This is a genomic window from Enterococcus sp. NBRC 3427 (assembly GCF_007996925.1).
In the GTDB taxonomy this organism is placed as follows: Bacteria; Bacillota; Bacilli; order Lactobacillales; family Enterococcaceae; genus Enterococcus_B; species Enterococcus_B lactis.
In genome coordinates, this window is sequence record NZ_BJLL01000016.1 from 1 (window position 1) to 20475 (window position 20475).

General features: G+C 38.0%; 19 protein-coding genes. All 19 read right to left on the reverse strand.

The features are described from left to right. On the reverse strand, nucleotides 1-832 hold an 832-nt coding region (locus tag ESP02_RS05445), incomplete at its 3' end, for a glycosyltransferase (RefSeq protein ID WP_146926000.1). A gap of 29 nt (nucleotides 833-861) precedes the next feature. Then, entirely contained in the window at nucleotides 862-1620 is a 759-nt protein-coding gene (locus ESP02_RS05450) for a glycosyltransferase (RefSeq protein WP_146926004.1), read from the reverse strand. Between the two features lie 277 nt (nucleotides 1621-1897). Next, the gene (locus tag ESP02_RS05455; RefSeq protein WP_038398534.1) at nucleotides 1898-2986 is read right to left on the reverse strand and encodes a glycosyltransferase family 4 protein; all 1089 of its coding nucleotides are present in this window, start codon (nucleotides 2984-2986) and stop codon (nucleotides 1898-1900) included. A 20-nt stretch (nucleotides 2987-3006) separates the two neighbouring features. Further along, entirely contained in the window at nucleotides 3007-3900 is an 894-nt protein-coding gene (locus ESP02_RS05460; protein ID WP_038398533.1) for an NAD-dependent epimerase/dehydratase family protein, read from the reverse strand. Next, nucleotides 3897-4511, reverse strand: coding sequence for a sugar transferase (locus ESP02_RS05465; protein ID WP_270276642.1), 615 nt, complete (start codon nucleotides 4509-4511; stop codon nucleotides 3897-3899). Before ESP02_RS05465 ends, ESP02_RS05460 begins: the two co-directional genes overlap by 4 nt. A 10-nt stretch (nucleotides 4512-4521) precedes the next feature. Then, nucleotides 4522-6339, reverse strand: a complete 1818-nt coding sequence (locus ESP02_RS05470; RefSeq protein ID WP_038398531.1) for a nucleoside-diphosphate sugar epimerase/dehydratase — start codon at nucleotides 6337-6339, stop codon at nucleotides 4522-4524. A 12-nt stretch (nucleotides 6340-6351) separates the two neighbouring features. Then, nucleotides 6352-7116 carry a tyrosine-protein phosphatase gene (locus tag ESP02_RS05475; protein ID WP_038398529.1) on the reverse strand — a complete coding sequence of 255 codons (765 nt, stop codon included), beginning with the start codon at nucleotides 7114-7116 and terminating at the stop codon, nucleotides 6352-6354. A 27-nt stretch (nucleotides 7117-7143) separates the two neighbouring features. After that, nucleotides 7144-7842 carry a CpsD/CapB family tyrosine-protein kinase gene (locus ESP02_RS05480; RefSeq protein WP_038398527.1) on the reverse strand — a complete coding sequence of 233 codons (699 nt, stop codon included), beginning with the start codon at nucleotides 7840-7842 and terminating at the stop codon, nucleotides 7144-7146. A gap of 12 nt (nucleotides 7843-7854) precedes the next feature. Next, on the reverse strand, nucleotides 7855-8634 hold the full coding sequence (locus ESP02_RS05485; protein WP_038398525.1) for a YveK family protein: 780 nt from the start codon (nucleotides 8632-8634) through the stop codon (nucleotides 7855-7857). A gap of 15 nt (nucleotides 8635-8649) precedes the next feature. Then, the gene (locus tag ESP02_RS05490; protein WP_038398524.1) at nucleotides 8650-9594 is read right to left on the reverse strand and encodes an LCP family protein; all 945 of its coding nucleotides are present in this window, start codon (nucleotides 9592-9594) and stop codon (nucleotides 8650-8652) included. Between the two features lie 44 nt (nucleotides 9595-9638). After that, a complete protein-coding gene (locus ESP02_RS05495; protein ID WP_038398523.1) occupies nucleotides 9639-10418 on the reverse strand; it encodes a hypothetical protein in 780 nt (259 codons plus the stop codon). A 384-nt stretch (nucleotides 10419-10802) separates the two neighbouring features. Then, nucleotides 10803-12878 carry a glycine--tRNA ligase subunit beta gene (gene glyS / locus ESP02_RS05500; protein WP_038398522.1) on the reverse strand — a complete coding sequence of 692 codons (2076 nt, stop codon included), beginning with the start codon at nucleotides 12876-12878 and terminating at the stop codon, nucleotides 10803-10805. 1 nt (nucleotide 12879) lies between these two features. Then, nucleotides 12880-13797 carry a glycine--tRNA ligase subunit alpha gene (gene glyQ, locus ESP02_RS05505; protein ID WP_002305598.1) on the reverse strand — a complete coding sequence of 306 codons (918 nt, stop codon included), beginning with the start codon at nucleotides 13795-13797 and terminating at the stop codon, nucleotides 12880-12882. 385 nt (nucleotides 13798-14182) lie between these two features. After that, nucleotides 14183-15001 (reverse strand): DNA repair protein RecO, encoded by an 819-nt coding sequence (recO, locus tag ESP02_RS05510; protein WP_038398521.1) that lies wholly within the window; start codon nucleotides 14999-15001, stop codon nucleotides 14183-14185. Nucleotides 15002-15143: 142 nt separating this feature from the next. Further along, the gene (gene era / locus ESP02_RS05515; RefSeq protein ID WP_002288753.1) at nucleotides 15144-16043 is read right to left on the reverse strand and encodes a GTPase Era; all 900 of its coding nucleotides are present in this window, start codon (nucleotides 16041-16043) and stop codon (nucleotides 15144-15146) included. A 14-nt stretch (nucleotides 16044-16057) separates the two neighbouring features. Continuing rightward, nucleotides 16058-16453, reverse strand: coding sequence for a diacylglycerol kinase family protein (locus tag ESP02_RS05520; protein ID WP_002316408.1), 396 nt, complete (start codon nucleotides 16451-16453; stop codon nucleotides 16058-16060). Next, the gene (gene ybeY, locus ESP02_RS05525; protein WP_002291700.1) at nucleotides 16437-16913 is read right to left on the reverse strand and encodes an rRNA maturation RNase YbeY; all 477 of its coding nucleotides are present in this window, start codon (nucleotides 16911-16913) and stop codon (nucleotides 16437-16439) included. The genes ESP02_RS05520 and ybeY overlap by 17 nt, the downstream gene beginning before the upstream one ends. Before the next feature lie 28 nt (nucleotides 16914-16941). Next, the gene (locus ESP02_RS05530) at nucleotides 16942-19134 is read right to left on the reverse strand and encodes an HD family phosphohydrolase (protein ID WP_002291699.1); all 2193 of its coding nucleotides are present in this window, start codon (nucleotides 19132-19134) and stop codon (nucleotides 16942-16944) included. 23 nt (nucleotides 19135-19157) lie between these two features. After that, nucleotides 19158-20129: a PhoH family protein gene (locus tag ESP02_RS05535; RefSeq protein WP_002291698.1), complete on the reverse strand. Its 972-nt coding sequence runs from the start codon at nucleotides 20127-20129 to the stop codon at nucleotides 19158-19160. Nucleotides 20130-20475: the final 346 nt, after the last annotated feature.

Here is a 20475-nt window from a genome sequence, read left to right on the forward strand (position 1 = left end):
GCAGTTTTAATTTAGAAAGTTTAGAAAATCTATAATTGCTTACCAAAAAGATAAGTTTTAAATTTGAATGAGGGATATGTTTTTTATAATTAGTCAAAATTATTTTGCACAATTCTGATTTATCCCACTTAGTAGCTTTATATTGAGTGAATTCTCTTTTAATTCTAGATTTAACTCCTCTTCCTAAACTTGTTACTGTGTAGTCGTGACGACGGTACTTTATAAATGCATGTTTATCGTAAATAGCTTCTCCTCCCAATGCTAAACATAAAATATAGATCCATTCATGCGAAATATGATATTTATAATTATCAAATTCTATAGCATTTGCCTTCTGAAAAAGATTATTATCAAATACCATTGTACAACCTGCTACTCTTTGCCTAACTAATACACTTCCTAAAGAAATTATTAAATTATCAAATTTTTTATAACCAACCGGCCTTAAATCTTTATCAACTACACATAAATCTGAAAAATATATTTTCCCTACTTTTGATGTACGCGATTCTAATTTATTAATAGCATTGATTAACTTATTCTCTTCCCAATAGTCATCTTGATCTGAATATGCATAATAATCTGTTGGAATTTTTATATTCTTGAATAAATCAAGAAAACTTTTACCATAACCTAAATTACATCCAGAAAAGTATGTCAGTTTTCCTTTTTTTTTATATTTTTCTAGTATATTTATTGTATTATCAGAACTCCCATCATCTCTAACCCATAATGACACTTTTACTTTTTTTTGTTTTAATATACTTTTTATTTGTTCTTCCAGATACATCTCGCCATTATAAGTACTCATAAATACAGTTACTGAATACATTTTCACCCTCCTAGTCTAATTAAATTTAGTTATAACTCGTCAAGCAGTTTTTTCCACATTTCTAAAATGACTTTATAATCATATTTTCCATAAAATTCTTTTTTAATATTAACTTTACAGTTATCATAAAATTCTTGATCAAATAACAATTTTTCTATAGCTAATATCCATTCGTTAGTATCAGATGCGATTATTCCACAATTACCAATGATTTTATCGTTTATACCAACAGGACTAGCAATGACAGGTTTTTCAATATTTAAATATTGTATAAGCTTAAAGCCACATTTTCCTCTATTAAATTCAGTATCGTAAAGTGGCATAATCCCAATTGTGAAACTAGACATTTCAGAGATATAATTATCTAAAGACCACTTTACAAATTCAGCATTATCTATTTTTTTATCATAGTCATCAGGCGTACCGGCGATAAACTTGAATTTTATATCAGGATATTTTAACTTAATATGATTTATTGCATCAATAACTAATTCTAAATTAGCAATTGATGATTTACTACCTATCCATCCTATAGTCTTATTATCAAAAGTATCATGGATATATGGGGTATATTGAGGCGTATAGTCCACCGTTGGAAAAGTATAAGTATTACTGTTGATATTCAAATAATGTGCACTCAAAAGTTCATTTCCACACACAACAGCATTAGCAAATCTAGCAATAGCATCAGAATTATTTCTTTTTTTTATATGAATCGCATCATCTACATCAAATATTACTTTACATTTTTTTCTTTTCAAATAGTTAATAAAAGTAAAAGGGAGCATGGGAAAGATTCCCTTTTGAAATATTACATAATCACATTTAGAAGCCACTGTAAATATTTGATATAATCTTTTAACTAGACCATATAAATATATACTAAATATTTTTAAAGCATATTTTTTTTTTGATTAATATATTTTTCTGTATATTTTTTATTCCAAAATTCATATGTATACACATCATAATCTTTCTGCAAATCATTAATATACATTAAAATACGATAATTAGAGGATGCTCCTTGTTTAGGATACAACGTAAAAACGCATATACTTTTTTTTATCATATCTCATTTACCTCATTCATATATTTTTCAACGACAATCTGGCGATTAAATTCTTCTTCCACTTTCTTTCTCCCAACAAGCCCCATTTCTACTTTTTTCTCATGTGGAAGTAATATAAATTTTTCAATCACACGCACTAAATCTTGGGTATCCTGTTGCTTCACAATGAATCCATTTTTTCCTTCCTCAATTACCTCTCTACATCCACTTCTATCCGTTGTAATAATTGGTCGTCCACTTGCACACGCTTCTAATAATACGTTTGATAGACCTTCTGGATAGTATGTTGGATGTACGATACAATGTACCTTTTCGTGAATTTTTCTAACATTGCTTACCATTCCATGGTAAATTACAGATCCATCATCCACATATTCTTGTAGTTTTCCATCATATTCTGATTCACAAAAACCACATACATGAAATACAGTGTTGGGATATTTCTTTTTTATTTTTCTGGCTGCCTCTAAATAATTATCAATTCCTTTCTCTTTCATAATCCTTGCAATGAAAGCAAATTCTATTGTATTGTCTGAAGGATAATCTATTAATGCAAATCTTTCCAAATTGACACCACTCCCCGGAAGCATGTCATCTTTCCCCAATGCAATTTTTTTATCTATAAAAAACTGATGGTTTTCCTCGTTTTGAAAATAAACGCGCTGGATATCCGTAAACGCAAGTTTATAAAGTAAAACAGAAATTTTCTGAGAAATACCTCCCTTCTCAACAGCCGTTCCTAACCCAGTGATATTAGCAACGCATGGGATATGTAACTTTTTGCATGCCATCGCTCCGTAAATATTAGGTTTAATTGTATATGTGAAAACTATAGCAGGATTGATTTTTTCAATAATATTTTCGTAATAACTCAATAATCTTAACTCTGTAATAGGGTTCATCCCGTGTCTCGAAATATTAGCTTCAACGTAATGACATCCTAAATTTTTCAATTCGTCGATTCTCTCTCCGTAAGGTGAAGAAATCCAAACCTCATAGCCTTCGTGTAAAAGTCTTTCAACTAACTCCAATCTAAAATTATAAATAACTACATCGTGATTAACTAAAAAAAGTATTTTCTTCAAAAAAACATTGTCCTCTCATCTCATTTTTCAATTTTTTTAATTGATTCTGCTAAATTGACAATTCTATAATCAATGTAATATTCACTCATATCTTTGCTATAAACTAAATTTCCAAAAGCTTTTACTGCAAGTTTACCCACTTTTCCAGGAAAATGCATCATACCCTTAATTAGCCAATTTATTCCAGAGATCATGACAATATTATGGTTATGAGTTTGTGCAATCATCTTTACCATATCACTGGTGGATGTATATTCTTTATTTTGTGGGAAAAATATACCTTTTTCTTCATTATCAACTATTAATTTAATAAAACTGCAAAGATTTTCTATATATAACATTGATCTTTCATTTTTTACATCGGGAAAAATAGGCAATTTATTTGCCAACTTGACCAATTGTTGGTAGTTCCCCTTACTCCCCGGTCCATAGATCATTGGCGGACGTAAAATAGCGACATGGAAAGTATCATCATCTAATGGTTGTAAGCCAATTTCCGCTTGCAGTTTGCTGTCACCATAGAAATTGGAAGGATTTGGTTTGGTATCTGGAGTGATTACACGTTTTTTGTTGATATTTGTTTCTTCACCATAAATAATGATGGAACTCATATAAATGAATTGTCCATTCTTTCCTGATAGATCTTGTTTATATTTTTTTGCTGTCTCAATTGCAAGGTCTCGATTGACCGCATAATAGAGCTGTTTAGTTTCTTCGCTTACTTTCGATACATCTGCGTGCGCGATACCTGCTACATGAAAAACCGTATCATACTCCGAAAAGTCATGTTCTCGCCACGCGTCACCTCGTACACTTAGTGTGTCGATTTGATACTCGTCTTGAAATTGTGTCATCCATTTTTTGAAGGATGTACCGATATAGCTGTTTGCACCAGTAATCAGGATCTTTTTCATTTTGCATCCTCCTTTTTCACCGAACCAGTTCCGCCTTCGACAACGCCGTCGCTTTTAAAGACGGAGATTATGGTTCCAAAAAAGCATTTTAGATCCATCATTGGCGTGATATTTGCTGTGTACTGTCCATCTAAACGTGCTTTGTAGTCGATTTCTAATTCATCCCGTCCACTGATCTGTGCGAGCCCTGTTAGTCCTGGACGGATATCATTTGCGTGGTACTTGTCTCGTTCTTCAATCAAATCATATTGGTTCCATAGTGCTGGACGTGGTCCGATGACTGCCATGTCCCCTTTTAATATATTAAATAATTGCGGTAGTTCATCCAGACTTGTTTTTCTAAGGAATTTTCCTACTCGTGTAATAAAAAAGTCAGGATTTGATAACAAATGAGTTGGTGTCTCTTGAGGCGTATCTACTTTCATCGTTCGGAATTTATAGATATAAAAATGGGATTTGTTTTTTCCTACCCGTTTTTGTTTAAAGATGACTGGACCTTTTGAATCGATTTTGATAGCTATATATAGAATCAAAAGAATCGGTGACAATACGATGATACCAACTAAAGATAATAAAAAATCTATCCCTCTTTTTAAACCGTCTTTATACACTTTACTCCCCCTACTTATTTGAAGCATTTGCAAAAGTGACGATCTCTTTAGCCAATTGTTCGTCGTCTTGCGGCAGGCTCTTGACGAATTCCATCACTGTTTGCATGGAGTAACCTTTGATGTTTCCTACAAAGATCTTCTCGTAAACTGCTTCATCGTTTCTTTCCTTATCTAACAATAGTTCTTCATATAGTTTTTCCCCTGGACGGATACCTGTTTCAATGATTTCGATCTCGTCTTCGCTATATCCGCTCAATCGGATCATGTTTTTGGCTAGATCTACGATTTTCACTGGTTCGCTCATATCTAAAATAAAGATTTCGCCGCCTTTTGCTAATGCGCCAGATTGAATAACTAAACGACTAGCTTCAGGAATCGTCATGAAATATCGGGTCATACGAAAGTCTGTTACAGTGACTGGCCCTCCTTGAGCAATTTGTTCTCTGAATACTGGGATCACACTACCACGAGAACCAAGGACATTCCCGAATCTGACAGCTGAGAATTTCGTACAGCCTTCTTCATTCAACCCAGTCACGATCATTTCAGCGATTCGTTTTGTTGAACCCATGACGTTTGGCGGATTGTTGGCTTTATCTGTCGAGACCATGACGAAGTTTTTTACTTTCGCTGCTTTGGCTGCTTCTGCTACATTTTTTGTACCGAAAATATTGTTTTTGACTGCTTCTTTTGGGTTATATTCCATCAATGGTACATGCTTATGAGCGGCTGCATGGTAGACAATATCTGGGTGGTATTGTTCCATGATTTCATTGATTTTCTTGCGATCTTGGATATCTGCGATGATCGGTACGATTTCTGTAGGACACTTTTGATGATGCGTGCGTAATTCACGGTCGATTAAGTAAATCGAGTTCTCCCCATGTCCTAAAAGCAATAACTTTGCAGGATTGAATTGGATGATTTGCCGGCAGATTTCTGAACCGATTGATCCTCCTGCACCGGTGACAAGAATGACTTTGTTCGTGATCTGGTCTTTGATGGATTCGATACCCAGCTCTACCTCATCTCTTCCCAGTAAATCCACTACGTCAATGGTTTTTAATTTTGATACGCTGATTTTCCCTGAAGCAAGTTCTTCCATAGAAGGCATCGTATTGACTTTCACATGAGCGGATTCGACTAACTCGAAGATTCTTCGTAATTTTTTTCTTGATAAAGAAGGGATAGCGATCGTTACCATTTGGATGTCATATTTTTTGATCAATTCCGGTATATCTTTTAACGACCCCAGTACTTTTTTTCCTGAAAGATACGTATTTCTTTTATTCGGATCATCATCCACGAATCCAACGACATGGATATCTTGAGCCGTTTTAGAACCAAGAAAGCTGTTGTATAAAATACGTCCACCTTCGCCGGCCCCAACAATCAAGGTATTTTTAGCGGAATCTGTTGATAGATACCTCATATTTTTTGTTTCGATATAGATACGCCAGATCAATCGGCTACCGATAATCAATAATAGAGAAAGCAGATAAGCAAAGATAACTAATCGTAAACTATATCGCCGATTAATGAACAGCAGTATGAGGATACTTGAGGCCGCACTTGCAGATAACGAACCAAAAATCGCAATCATCTCTCTTAAATTGGTGTAACGATTGATTCGAGTGAATACTTTGAAAAAACTACCATATAATAGATAAAAAATAATCGATAACCCGCTGGAGATTAAAATAAGATCTATTGGTATAGCTACAAACGGCTCCATAAAATTAACCGCTGCACTATTTGCAGCAATCAATAACAAGCTGTCTACTAAAATCAAAGTAATGATTTTTCTTCTTCTTGTTAAAACAAACACCCTACATTCCCCCTAAAATAAACCAAACTTCTTCTTTATTACCTCTTCATAGACTGGATAACTGATCTCATCCCCGTTGATCAGGTCCTTTGCGACTTGTTTCATCTGTGCTACTTTTTCCTTGCCAAAGTCCTTGGCGATTTGCTCATAACATTCTTTTAAGTAAAAGGTGCGTTTAGAGACCCCATGGGCATCAGAGGCAGCCATTTGCACGAGATTATGTTTGACCATCGTTTTAGCTGTTTTCTGGATGTCTTTGCCAAATACACCGACATAACTTGGTGCGGTGAGTTGGGCCAAGCATCCCATATCTAGGAATGGCAGCAAATGATTCGGGTCTTTACGAAAATGCGCGTTGCGTTCTGGATGGACGATCACTGGTGTCTTTCCTAGTTGTAACAACTCAAAAAAGAGCCGTTCTGCATATAACGGCACTTCCAGTGTCGGAAATTCGATCAAAAGATATGTATCATCTAAATCTGTAAATAAAATTTCATCTCGGTGGATGTCTTCGATCAGCGTTCCAGTAATACGTACTTCTTGTCCTTCCAATAACGTCAAAGGCAATTGTCTTTTCTCTAATTCTGCTTGTAACGAAGCGACTAGAGAAATGACTTGTGATTTTTCATTGCTGTATTTTCCATTATTATGATGGGGTGTGCATAAAATATGTGTGATCCCTTGTTGAATCGCTTTTTCAGCCATGGCAATACTGGCATCTAAGTTTTCTGCTCCGTCATCGATTCCTGGCAGGATATGGCAATGTAGATCGATCATTTCTCTTGTCTCCTCTCTTTTTATTTCTTAATTCCCGTAGTAATAACCAGCATCTTTGCTGTGTTCTGCCCCGTTGTATACAACGCCAAGGACTCGTGCTTGTACCATATCCAGCAATTCTTTTGCTTTAGACAATGATTCTTTACGTGACGTATTTTCACGTACGACCAATAAGGTACCATCCGTTTTTGAAGACATGATTTGTGCATCTGTTACGGCAACGACTGGCGGCATGTCGAAGATCACTACATCAAATAGTTGTCTTGCTTCTGCTAAAATCTGATCCATTCTTGGCGAGCTTAGTAACTCTGATGGATTTGGTGGTTTAGGTCCACTTGGCAGAATCGACAAATTCTCGACTGGTGTTCGTTGGATCTCATCTGCTACACTTCCTGATGAACTAAGAACGGTACTTAATCCGCTTGCGTTGTTCAACTTGAACGTTTTATAGATGACGGGCTTACGTAAGTCTGCATCGACTAGCAGCACCCGTTGACCAGATTTGGCAAAAACAACGGCAATGTTTGCTGCAGTGGTAGATTTCCCTTCTCCAGGTCCTGATGAAGTCACAACAATCGTTTTGATTTGCTGACCAGCTGCGGAGGCAAACTGGATGTTCGTCCGAATCGTACGATATTGTTCAGCGATTGGTGAAGAGGGATTTGTGAGTGTGACCAAACTGACTGCATGAGTTTGGGTTGCTTTTTGTTTCTGTGTTCGTGCCATTTTTCTTTCCTCCTAGACTCTTGAGCGGCTTCTGCGTGATGGCGCTGTTTTATCGTTTGTAGCTTTTGGTTGTGTCGGAGCTGGTCCTTTTTTACGGATACCAGCATTCAATTCTTTCGCTGACATTTCTGGTACAGTCCCTAAGATTGGGAAGCCTAATGTATCCGTCACATATTTTTCATCTTTTACTGTCCGGTCAAGTAATTCAAATAAGAAAGCTAGACCTACACCTACCATCATTCCTAACACTAAGCCAATCACTAGATTCAATTTATTATTTGGCGAAACAGGTGTCGTATTGGCAACTGCACCTGAGATGATCGAGATTTTATCGACATTCATCACATCTTTGGCGTTCTCTTGGAATACTTGTGACGTTGTATTAGCGATTTGTTGAGCCGTCACTGCATTCGTGCTTGTTGCTTGGATCGAGAACATTTGTGAATTTTGTGACTGATTGACGGAGATAGCATCTTTGATTTGTCCAGCAGTCATTTTCACATTGTCTTCTGTTTCTAAACGATCTTTGACTTCATTTAGTACTAGATCACTGACGATCATATCCTTATACGTATTGATCATTTGCAGGTTCGTATTGACATCATTGACATTTGCAGTATCTGATTGCGGCAGTGTCACGATCAATTGGGCTTGTGAGCTGTATTTTGGCGTCAAGATGAAAAACGTCACGATGCCTGAGATGGCCAAGCCAGCAAACATTGAGATGAGGATTGTTAACACGTGTTTGCGTAATGTTTCAAAAATTTCTTTCAAGCTGATAGTCTCTTCCATTTTTTCTCCACTTTCCTATTTATTCTCTAGATTCATTTGATCTTTTAATTCTTTTTTCACACGGTCAAGTTCTTGATCGCTGACTTTTTGGTATGAGATATTGTCTTGCATGAAGCCTTCTCCTTGCAGCTGATCTTGCTTGATCGTACCAAATGCATCCCGATAATCTAAAGCAATCTTTTTCATTTCATCAAAGCTCATGTCTGTTTTCATATTCGACTCTAGAGCATTCAAAACGGATTGATAGTTGCTTACACCGTTCAGACTCAATACTTTTTTCGCTACACCTTCTACGATCTTTCTTTGACGCTCTTGTCTGCCGTAGTCACCGTTTGGATCTTCATAACGCATACGAGAATACGACAATGCCTGATCCCCGTTCAATGTGATTTTACCGATCGTAAAATCATAGCCATCTTGTGAGAAGGTGAGGTCATTATTGACTTCGATACCACCAACTGCATCAACGAGTTCTTTTAGACCTTTCATATTGATTGAAACATAGTGGTCGATTGGGATGTCTACATATTTTTGTACGGTATCCATTGCCATGGCAGCTCCGCCGAATGCATAAGCGTGGTTGATTTTATCTTTTGTGTCACGACCAACGATGTCGACATACGTATCACGAGGAATGCTGACGATCGTTGTCTGTTTGTCTTCAGGACTGACTGTGGCAACCATCATCGTATCTGATCGTCCTTGATCGACCCGACCTAAATCTCCCGTATCGATCCCCATCAATAGAACAGAGAAAGATTCTTGTTTGTCCAGATCAACTGGTTTTGTTCGTTCTCCTTGGGTTCGTTCCACTGATTCATAAGTTTTCTCAATAGAATGTGAGAGATCTAGATATAATTTTGCTCCTACTCCTACGATTGCTAATACTAATACGACAAGAATTGCTAAAATAATTAGAAATATCTTTTTCCCTCTTGATTTTCTTCTTCGTTTTGCCATAGTTTCCTCCGTTTGCTAGCCTTGCTTGAATCTCGCTTTTACTATTAATAGCTCGTATTGCCATAGCCCATTTGCTGAGCGACTGTTTCTGCTTTTGACGCATATGCGGCTCTTATTTTTTCATTCCGGATCTGTTCGATGAGACTGAGTGCGGTCAAATATTGATCGTAAGTAGCAGTAGCTGTTACTTGACCGTCTTTCAGCATCGTATCGAATAGCTGATCTAGTTGCGTGACTTGTGCAATTTGGGTATCAGCGAATCCTAGATATTGCATAACGACCGTTTTCCAAGCACTATCCTTAAAAAAGCTCATATTTTCACGTACATGGGCGACATCTGCACTTGCCAACTTTTCTTTGATGATGACATCATCTACAGCTTGCTGCCAGTTTGATACGTTTTTAGTAAATAATTTATTGACAGCCGTCTGGATCTTCAGTTTTGATTCTGCATCCTCTAACTGTGTTAAGACTGCTTTCTTTTCTTCTTGGATCGCAGCAGCTTCTTTAGGTAATTCTGATTCCTTGATGTCATAATCATCTGCTGAAAGTTTGATAGAAGATAGTTTATGTGACAAATTTGAAACTGTTTCTTCTGTTATTTCAGGATTTAGGAAAATTTTTTCTTTTGTACTGTACAGCTTATCTACTTCTTTTGATAAAGAGGTCACGGTGTCTTTTTGATTGGTGATGGCAGATTCTGCGTAATTGATCCGTTGATGATGTTGCCGCTGATTATTGAGATGGTATCCAAACAAGCAAATCACAATAGCGCCTGTGCCTACCGCCACAGTAGCCAATAACTTGACGAACGGCTTTTCCATAGATTCACTCCTAAATATTGATGATAGATAAATAAAGATGTGATTCATTCACATCAGAATGAGCGCTTTTTATTTAAAAGCATAATTAAACTAATATATTCATAGAAATATTTGTAAGCAGGTTTTCCCTATATAATCATACCACAAACAGTTTTCTTGACTAGGGAAATTCATAATTTAAAAGTAAATAAAACGGTAACGAGATTATGATTAATCGTTTTCATTTTTATTTCCTCTCTTTTCATGAGCATTTTGAAAATTCGAACAAAAAATAAAATAACAAAAATTATTAAAATAGAATTAATAACAGCTATTTATATTTATAACAAAAAAAACAGAGGCACAGCACGTTGCGTGCATGCTCTCTGTTTTTCAAACAAAAGATTATTTTGTGATGATTTGATCCAAGCTTGCTAATGACAAAGCCATGGCAGCTATTTGACTTAGTTGTGTTAGTCGGTTCTTACGTACTGCTGGTTCTTCAGCCATGACCATCGTTTGATCAAAATAATTTTCGATCAGTGGACGAAGAGCGACAAGCTGGTCGTAGTTTTCGTGGATCGTTTGGTCAGCAAAACTTGCTTTCATTGCTTCTACTGCTTTGTGTAATTCTTTCTCTGCGTCGTTTTCGAACAGCTCAGGGTCTACTTCTGATTGTTTTTCAAGCTGAGCTTTTTTCGCTAAATTCACGACACGTGTCAAAGCTTCCATTGAAGGTTTGAAGTCTTCATCTGCAAGATGTTGTTTGAACAATTGTGCTGCTGCAAATACTTTTGTCAGATCTTTTTGTTCCGCATTCAAAACAGCCTCGATGACATCATGACGGATGTTCTTCGTTGTCAGTAATTGGCGCAGACGACCTTTGATAAAGTCGATCACTTGTTGTTGTCCTTCTGATAAACCAATGCCGAAACGATCCGTATCTTTACTGATAACATCGCTAATCGTTTCTTGCAGAACAGACAAAGGAAAGGCCCATTTTTTCGATTCGATGATCCGAACGACACCGTATGCTTGGCGACGTAAGGCATAAGGATCGTTTGACCCGCTTGGAATCATCCCAACTGCAAAGAAAGAAAAGATGCTATCTAATTTATCTGCAATCGCTAAAACAGAACCTACTGTAGACTGAGGTAGCTCTCCTTCACTGGATATAGGCATGTAATGCTCACGAATCGCTGTCGCTACAGCAGGTTTCTCGCCTTTCAGCAGAGCATATTTTTCGCCCATGATCCCTTGTAGTTCAGGAAATTCCCCTACCATGTTGGTTACTAGATCAAATTTATAGATTTCAGCAGCTCGTTGCAAATCCATCAATTCTTCCTCAGATAGTCCTACTTGTTCGCCAATGATACGGGCAACGACTTGTACCCGCTGCATTTTCTCATAGATACTACCGATTTTTTCATGGAAAGTAACAGTTTTTAGTTTTTCAACGTATTGGTCGATTGAAGCTTTCTTGTCTTCATTATAAAAGAATTCCGCATCTTCTAAACGAGCAGTCAATACTTTTTGATTGCCTCGAACCACATTTTCCAATTTTACCCGATCGCCATTACGAGCAGAAATAAAATGAGGAAGCAGCATACCTTGATCATTCCGTACCTCGAAATAACGTTGATGTTCTTTCATAGAAGTGACTAGTACTTCTTCAGGAACAGAAAGATATTTTTCTTCGAAGTCGCCAGAAAAGACAGTTGGATATTCGACTAAATTGTTAACTTCTTCTAGTAAATCTTCGTCTAGATCAATAACCCAATGATTTTTTTCTGCTAATTCGTTTGCTTGTGTAACGATTATTTCTTGTCTTTTTTGCGGAGACGCAATGACGAATTGTTCATTCAATTTTTCTTCATATTCTTTTGCATGCGCAAATGTCACATCTTCGCCTAAGAAACGATGACCTCTTGAAGCTCTGTCTGTTTTGATATCCAAGATCTCAAACGGGATTACTTCGTCATCTAACAATGCCACGATCCAGTGAATAGGGCGGATATATTCAAAATCGTATTCTGCCCAATGCATCGTTACAGGGAAAGTCAAACTTTTGATCACCTCTGCTAAGCCTGTCAATACTTCTTTTGCTTCCTTACCATGAGTGTATTTCGTTACATAGACATATTCTACACCTTTTAATTCTCTAAAAGTGATAGCATCTGTCGTCAGACCTTGTCCGCGGACAAATCCTTCCGCTGCTTTCGTCCAGTTTCCATCTGCGTCCAAAGCAATTTTTTTGGCTGGTCCTTTGACTTCTTCTTCACTGTCCGCTTGTCGTTCTAGAATGTTTGTTACTTTGATTGCTAAACGGCGCGGTGTGGAAAATGTTTCGATCGTATCATAAGTCAATTGGTTCTCATCTAAAAATTTTGCTGTTTTTTCTTCTAATTGTTTCATGCTTGGTGTGACAACATGGGCAGGCATTTCTTCCAGCCCGATTTCAAGTAATAAGTCTTTTGCCATCTTATTCAGCCTCCTTCACGGTTTCTGGATTTGCTGTGTTTTTATTCAACAAAGGGAATCCTAATTTTTCGCGTTCTGCCACAAATATTTTGGCTACAGCACGAGCCATGTTGCGGATGCGAGAAAGATAACCGGCACGCTCTGTTACGGATACTGCACCGCGGGCGTCTAATAAGTTGAATGTATGGCTACATTTCAAGATATAATCATACGCCGGATGAACAAGATTTTCATCGATACAGCGTTTAGCTTCTTTTTCAAAACGATCAAAGTTGCTTAGTAGCAAGTCTTGGTCGCTTACTTCAAAAGAATATTTAGAATGTTCATATTCTGGTTGTTTGAAGATCTCGCCATATTTCACGCCATCAGCCCATTCTAAATCATAGACACTTTCAACTTCTTGGATATAAGAAGCAAGACGTTCTAATCCATAAGTGATCTCAGAAGTTACTGGTTTGCAAGGCAGTCCACCAACTTGTTGGAAGTACGTGAATTGTGTGATTTCCATTCCGTCAAGCCATACTTCCCAACCCACACCGGCACAGCCCATGGATGGGTTCTCCCAGTTGTCTTCAACAAAACGGATGTCGTGTTCTAATGGATCGATTCCTAAAAGGCGCAAGCTTTCTAAATAAAGCTCTTGGATATTCTCAGGTGAAGGTTTCATCACGACTTGGAATTGATGATGCTGATACAAACGGTTTGGGTTTTCGCCATAACGTCCATCAGCTGGTCGGCGAGATGGCTCTACGTAAGCAGCATTCCAGGGTTCTGGTCCGATTGCCCGTAAAAAGGTATATGGGCTCATCGTACCTGCTCCTTTTTCTGTGTCATAAGCTTGCATCAGCATGCAGCCGTTTGATGACCAAAATTTTTGTAATGTTAAAATCATATCTTGGACGGTCAATTTTTTACTCATCTGTTTTGCCCCTTTCAATTTTAAAGCGTTGCTGTCAAATAAGAATACAGGAAAGAAAACGACAAAAAATCCCTATGTCTGATTACAGACATAGGGACGAATAATTCGCGGTTCCACCCTACTTCCGAATAAAGATTCGGCAGCTTCATTTATCGTACTCGCAAGTGCCTCTTCAAAAATCGTTTGGGTCCGGCTCCCACTCTCCCGAACTCGCTAAACCACGTGTTTTTTACTGATCTTGGTCAATGTACGTATTCATTTTGCAGTTTTCTTGTTTCTATAATAGATCTTCTCAGTGAACGATCTATTTGATCTACGGTTAATAATAGACGGAACTCCCTGTGTTTGTCAAATGGTTTTGATTTTTTGTTGTATGTCTCATTTACTATTCTTCTTTTTCAGGTAGATCTTTTTCTTTTTCAGACATGTCTTTCTCTGGCGTCTTTAATACGTGTGCCCAAGACTTCATTTGATCGATGAACTTTTTGCTTTTCAAATGGATACCGACATATTCATCATACAGCTGGTCGATGAGTTCACGGATTGCTTGTTTGGTTTCTTCTTTCAGATGGATTCCACTGATCTTATCATAAGAAATAGCTGAAAACATCCGAACGAAATAAACAGCTCGAGGATCTGCATGATAACGGTGATCGTCCATCGACCAGTGTCTTTCGCATATCACACCACCATATTTGGAAGAATAGTCAAATTTTCCTTTTGTTTCCCCGCATACGACGCAGTGTGTCCAGATTGGTGCAATTCCAAAACGTTGCAGTATTTGGACTTCAAAAATATTCGTGATGATTTCTGCATCATCTCCTTGGTCCATCCGTTGCAGTGCTTGTTGCGTAAACTGGAACAAATGCGGGTCGTACTGATGATCTTCGATTGCCGCATCTACTAGATTCAATAAATATGTGCCATAGCCGCTCAAAAAGATGTCTTCTTGGATGTGTCGAAACGCATGGACATCTTTGACACTGCTTAAAAATGACAAACCTTCACTTCGAAAATTCCCGATATAAACTGCTTCAGTAAAAGGGAGCAAAGCCGGAGCTAATGGCTGATTTTGCCGATGGATCCCTTTGATATAAAACATCATTTTGCCAGAAGATTCCGTAAAGATTTTGACCAATTTATCTTTTTCTTTGTAATTACGGCTAGATAAAATCAAGCCTTTTGATTCTGCAAGCTGGCTCATATTCTCCCTCCTAAAAAATAAATCTGGAAAAGCAGATTCTGCCGATCCAGATCATTTATGTTGCGATCTTCCGCAGCTTTTCTCAACACGCGGATTTTTATCCAGTTTATTTCTATACCTAACTTACAAGAAGCTCAGAATATCAGTATTCGTCTTTTCGGTAGCCGAAGTCTTGCAGATAGACTTTTTTGTCTCGCCAGTCTTTTTGAACTTTGACCCAAAGTTCTAGAAAGACTTTGTCTCCTAAAAGATTTTCGATATCCTTTCTTGCTTTCGTTCCTACTTGTTTCAGCATTTTTCCGCCTTTGCCGATAATGATCCCTTTTTGGCTATCTCTTTCGACGATGATCGTAGCCTGGATATGGATTTTATCATTCTCGTTTCGCTTCATCGAATCAACAACGACTGCGACAGAATGAGGCACCTCGTCTCGTGTTAAAAACAAGACTTTCTCACGGATCAATTCAGAAACGATGAAGTATTCAGGATGATCAGTCACTTGATCATCTGGAAAATATTGTGGGCCCTCTGGCATTTCACTGACTAATACATCCATCAAACGTTCGACGTTGTTTCCTTCTGTAGCAGAAATTGGAATCACTTGTGCAAAGGGCATCTGCGTTGAATAATCTTCGATGATTCCCAACAACTCGTCTGGATGGATTTTATCGATTTTATTGATAATCAGATAAACAGGAGAATGCACGTTTTTTAGACGTTCAATAATAAAATCGTCTCCCCGACCGCGTTTTTGATCAGCGCTGATCATAAATAAGACCGCGTCCACTTCTTTCAACGCACTGTAAGCTGCTTCTACCATAAAATCTCCTAAACGATGCTTTGGTTTATGGATTCCTGGTGTGTCAATAAAAATCAACTGAGCTTCTGGTGTAGTATATACTCCTTGGATTTTATTTCTAGTTGTCTGTGCCTTGTCACTCATGATGGCAATTTTTTGACCCACGATTCGATTCAATAATGTGGATTTTCCTACATTCGGGCGGCCGACGATTGCGACAAACCCTGATTTATGTTCTGGCATATACGTTCTCCTTTTTAATTAAACAACAAATGATATATTTTAGGGACAAATAAAATCAACCCAACGATGACGGCAAAACAAGCGGTCACTAAAACTGCTCCAGCTGCCATATCTTTGATTTTTTTCCCAATCGGATGAAAATGAAAATCCGTAAACATGTCCACGACATTTTCAAAAACAGTATTGATGATCTCTACTATCCATACGAGAAAAACAGCTAAAAGCAGCCATAACCATTCTATCCGATCAAGTTGGAAAATCACGCCCATAAACAAAGCAAGGATTCCGAACGCAACATGTTTCCTCATGTTGCGTTCTTCCTCAAAAACGGTTTTGACTCCTTGGACGGCAAATTCCACGGACATCAGGAAATGTTTGTTTTTCTCTACGTTTTTATCTTTTAAGTCCATAGGCATCTAAGATCTCTTTCTGTAAACCAAACATTTCTTTCTCATCCTCTGGTGTCATATGGTCATACCCGTTGATATGCAAGAATCCATGAACCGCTAAAAAGCCAAGTTCCCGATCATACGAATGGCCGTAAGCTTCTGCTTGCTCTGCGGCACGTTCAGTAGAGATCATGATGTCTCCCAGTACACGAGGCAATGGATTCTCTCCATCTTCAAAAATCACTGGGATTTCGTCTTCGCCCTCTTCTTCCAAGGCAAAACTGATGACGTCTGTCGGTGCATCTTTTCCACGGTAATCACGATTGATTACTTGGATCGCTGCATTGTCCATGAAAGTAACAGACATTTCTGTTTCTTCTGGCAACTCTAAATATGATGCTGCAAATTGCAACAAGTCGTCGATTTCTTTCATTTTCTCTTCTGATACTTGGTTTGTTTCATCCATGAAGGTAATATCCATTATACATCGCTTCTTTCTATTCTTCTTGCTATTCTTCTTGTTCTTCTTTTATCTTCTCAACTTCCGATTTCATTTTAGGATATTTGATCCGAGAATGGAAGGTACTGCTTAAACCGCTGATCAATGATTTTTCTACTTTACGGATTTCTTTTAACGTCAATCCACTGTCGTCCAATTGTCCATCGGAAATACGCTCTTCAATAAGATTATGGACAAAACTTTCGATTTTTTCACTCGTTGGATGGTCCATTGCCCGTACTGCCGCTTCACAACTGTCAGCTATATTGACGATTCCTGCTTCACGGCTTTGAGGTTTTGGTCCAGGATAACGGAATTGCTCTTCCGTGACTTCCGGGTTGCGTTCCTTTGCCTTAACGTAGAAATAACGCATCAGCGTGGTTCCATGATGCTGTCTGCAAATATCGATCACCATTTGCGGCATATTATAATCTTCCAATATTTTGGCACCATCTGTCACATGTCCAAAGATAATATGTTTACTGTCTTCTGGCAATAAGAAATTGTGCGGATTTTCCGCTCCTGAAGGTAAGTTCTCAACGAAAAAGCTGGCGTGTTTGATCTTGCCGATATCATGATAATAGCAAGCTACTCTAGTAAGTAAAGAACGTCCACCGATTTCTGCTACAGCATTAGCACTTAGATTGGCTACCATCATGCTATGGTGATACGTACCTGGTGCTTCTTCTAGCAACTGTTTCAATAAAGGATGATTAGGATTGCTGAGTTCATTTAATACGATCACACTATCATCATTGACCATCAATTCAATATAGGGGTGCAGACCTATCGTCAGCAAGAATGAGAACAGTGCACCTGTGAATCCGCAGACTAGCGTTAACCAAGTCGTTGCATCCCCAAAGCTCATTCCTTGGTAGATAATTAAAATGACATCCATCATCACAGGGAAAATAATGACCCACATAGCAGCGGATAACCCTTGTTCTGAGATCCGCTTGCGTCTGACGATCGTTGCCATGAGACCTGAAAATACATAGGACATCAAAATAACTGTCAGAAAGTTCGTGCCAATCGAATCATAAAAAATGAAAAGTGCGGATACTGCTTGGAAAATACCAGCCATGATCCCTGCTCTTCGATTCAAGAAAAAGCTTAAAACAAGTGGAGCAAAAGCCGCGGGGTAAAACAACGGAATATAAGCAGCTTGTTCTGTTTGGAAGAGTTGGAAAAATTTCATTAGTACTACGCTGACTGACATTGCTGTCACGTAGAAAAGTACGTATTTTGTTCTTTCTCCTGCGTTTTGGAATTGAAGTGAATTATAAATCAGTACACCGATTTGAAGCAAAACAGCTAAAACCATGGCAATGAGTGGGAAAATCGAAGTCGTTTGATTCGTCAATCCTAGTAATTCCAATTTTTTCATCGCTGAAGCATCAATTTGATTTCCTTCGCGAACAATGATTTCTCCTTGGAAGATCATCACTGGCTGTACAGCTTCTCGTGCAGATTGTTTTAATTCTTCTGTCTTTTTCTCATTCAATACATCATTGACTACAATGCCTTGATCCACTAAGTAGCGAATCATTTGTTGCTGCTCTGTTGTGACATTCAAATACTGAATCTGATCTTCTGCTTCTTGTTTAAAAGCTTCCAATTCGCTTTCACGAACTTGTTTACTCATCTGTTCGTCAATGAGCTTCAAACTTTCATCCCTAACCGTGTGAATTTCCGTTTCAGTCATTTCAAATATCGTCGAATAAAAATTGTTCGGCAGTTTTTGGTAAAATGCAACGTTTTCTGCATTCACGTTTTCAAAATTTTTCTTTAGTGTAGCAATCCGCTCTTCTGTAGTAGGTTTCGGGATATTTTCATCTTCCTTCGCCTTATCTACCTTGTCATTATAAGATTTGTTGATGGTATCATTCGTCTTATCGATCAATTCGAATAATTGCTTGATTCGATTGTTCTGGTCATCTGCCAGATCTTTTTGATAAGTATATTCTGGAGTCACTGCTTCTGCTGCCAGTTTTCTTCTTTGTTCGGTTTCTTCCGTGTTCTCGATCGTTTTATTCGCACGGATACTCTCTTCTGCTACTTGGCCTTCTCTAAAATCATTGGCCTTTTGTTTGACACTACTAAATGTAACGCCGCAGACAATGATAAAAAACAAGAACAGAAGGAAAGGCAATGCTGCCTTTCCGAGTTTTTCTTGTAGTTTCTGCAGTGTTTTATTCAACATGTGCTTATCCTCCTAAGCAAAGCTTATTCTTGATGAAGATCCGCCTTTTCATAAGCTTTGATGATTTCGGCAACTACAGGGTGCCGAACAACGTCACTTGCTTCAAAATTAACAAAATCGATTTTTTTGATTTGCTTTAGTGTTCGCTCTGCATGAACAAGACCGCTTGTCGTCCCTCGAGGCAAGTCTATCTGACTTGTATCCCCATTGACAATCATTTTTGATTGATAACCGAGACGGGTCAAGAACATTTTCATCTGAGCGACTGTCGTGTTTTGTGCTTCGTCCAAGATAACGAATGCATCATCCAATGTCCGCCCCCGCATGTAAGCTAAAGGTGCGATTTCGATCACGCCTCGTTCCATCAATCGGTTCGTATGATCCAATCCAAAAATTTGGTATAAAGCATCATAAACAGGCCGCAGATAAGGATCCACTTTTTCTTTCAGATCTCCGGGTAGAAAGCCTAGGTTTTCCCCTGCCTCCACAGCGGGCCGCGTCAGAATGATTTTTTGCACTTCGCCTTTTTTTAGGGCAGCAATTGCTAATACTACGGCAAGAAACGTTTTCCCTGTTCCGGCTGGTCCTACACCAAATACGATGTCATGTTTGGCTACCGATTCAACGTATTTCTTTTGACCGCTGTTTTTTACCCGTATAGGTTTCCCATTACGGTCTTTGACGATCTCTTCCTCATACATCTCAACAAAATAGTCTAATGTACCTTTTTGCCCCATTTTCAATGCCGTCACAACATCTGGCGTACTTACGTGGATTCCTCGTTTGATCAATTCCTGTAATGTCCGAATGACTGAGGCAGCCAAGGAAATCTGGGATTGCTCACCAATGATCTGAATGATTTCTCCACGTGTATGGATGGTTGTTTCCGTTGTTTCCTCGATCAGTTTTATATGCTTGTCGTGTGCACCTAAAAGCATGCTGACATCATCAGCAGCTGTCAATCTAATCTCTAAAGAACTAGACTCTTCCGTCAAAAATAGACATCCCCTTTTTTTCGATTCATTCTTTCCTATTTTACCATACTCAGAAGAAACTATATAGCAAATAAGAAAAGGTTGTAAAAGAGCCGCTTAACCATACGTACCAAGAAACGTTAAAAAATAGCCGTTTCCATTCGCTAAAGGTCTCATTTTGATAAAAAGAAGCTGAGAAGGTAAGTTATATGAAAGCGGAGAATAAAATATTCCGTTTCATTCAGCAGGTATTCTCTAGGTATTTTTCTTGTTTCAAAAAAAGAAAACAAAATATTTAAAATATTCTTGCATTTCAAAAAAAACAGGTGTATTATTACGTCAACAAATAAACATACAGCAAAGCGTC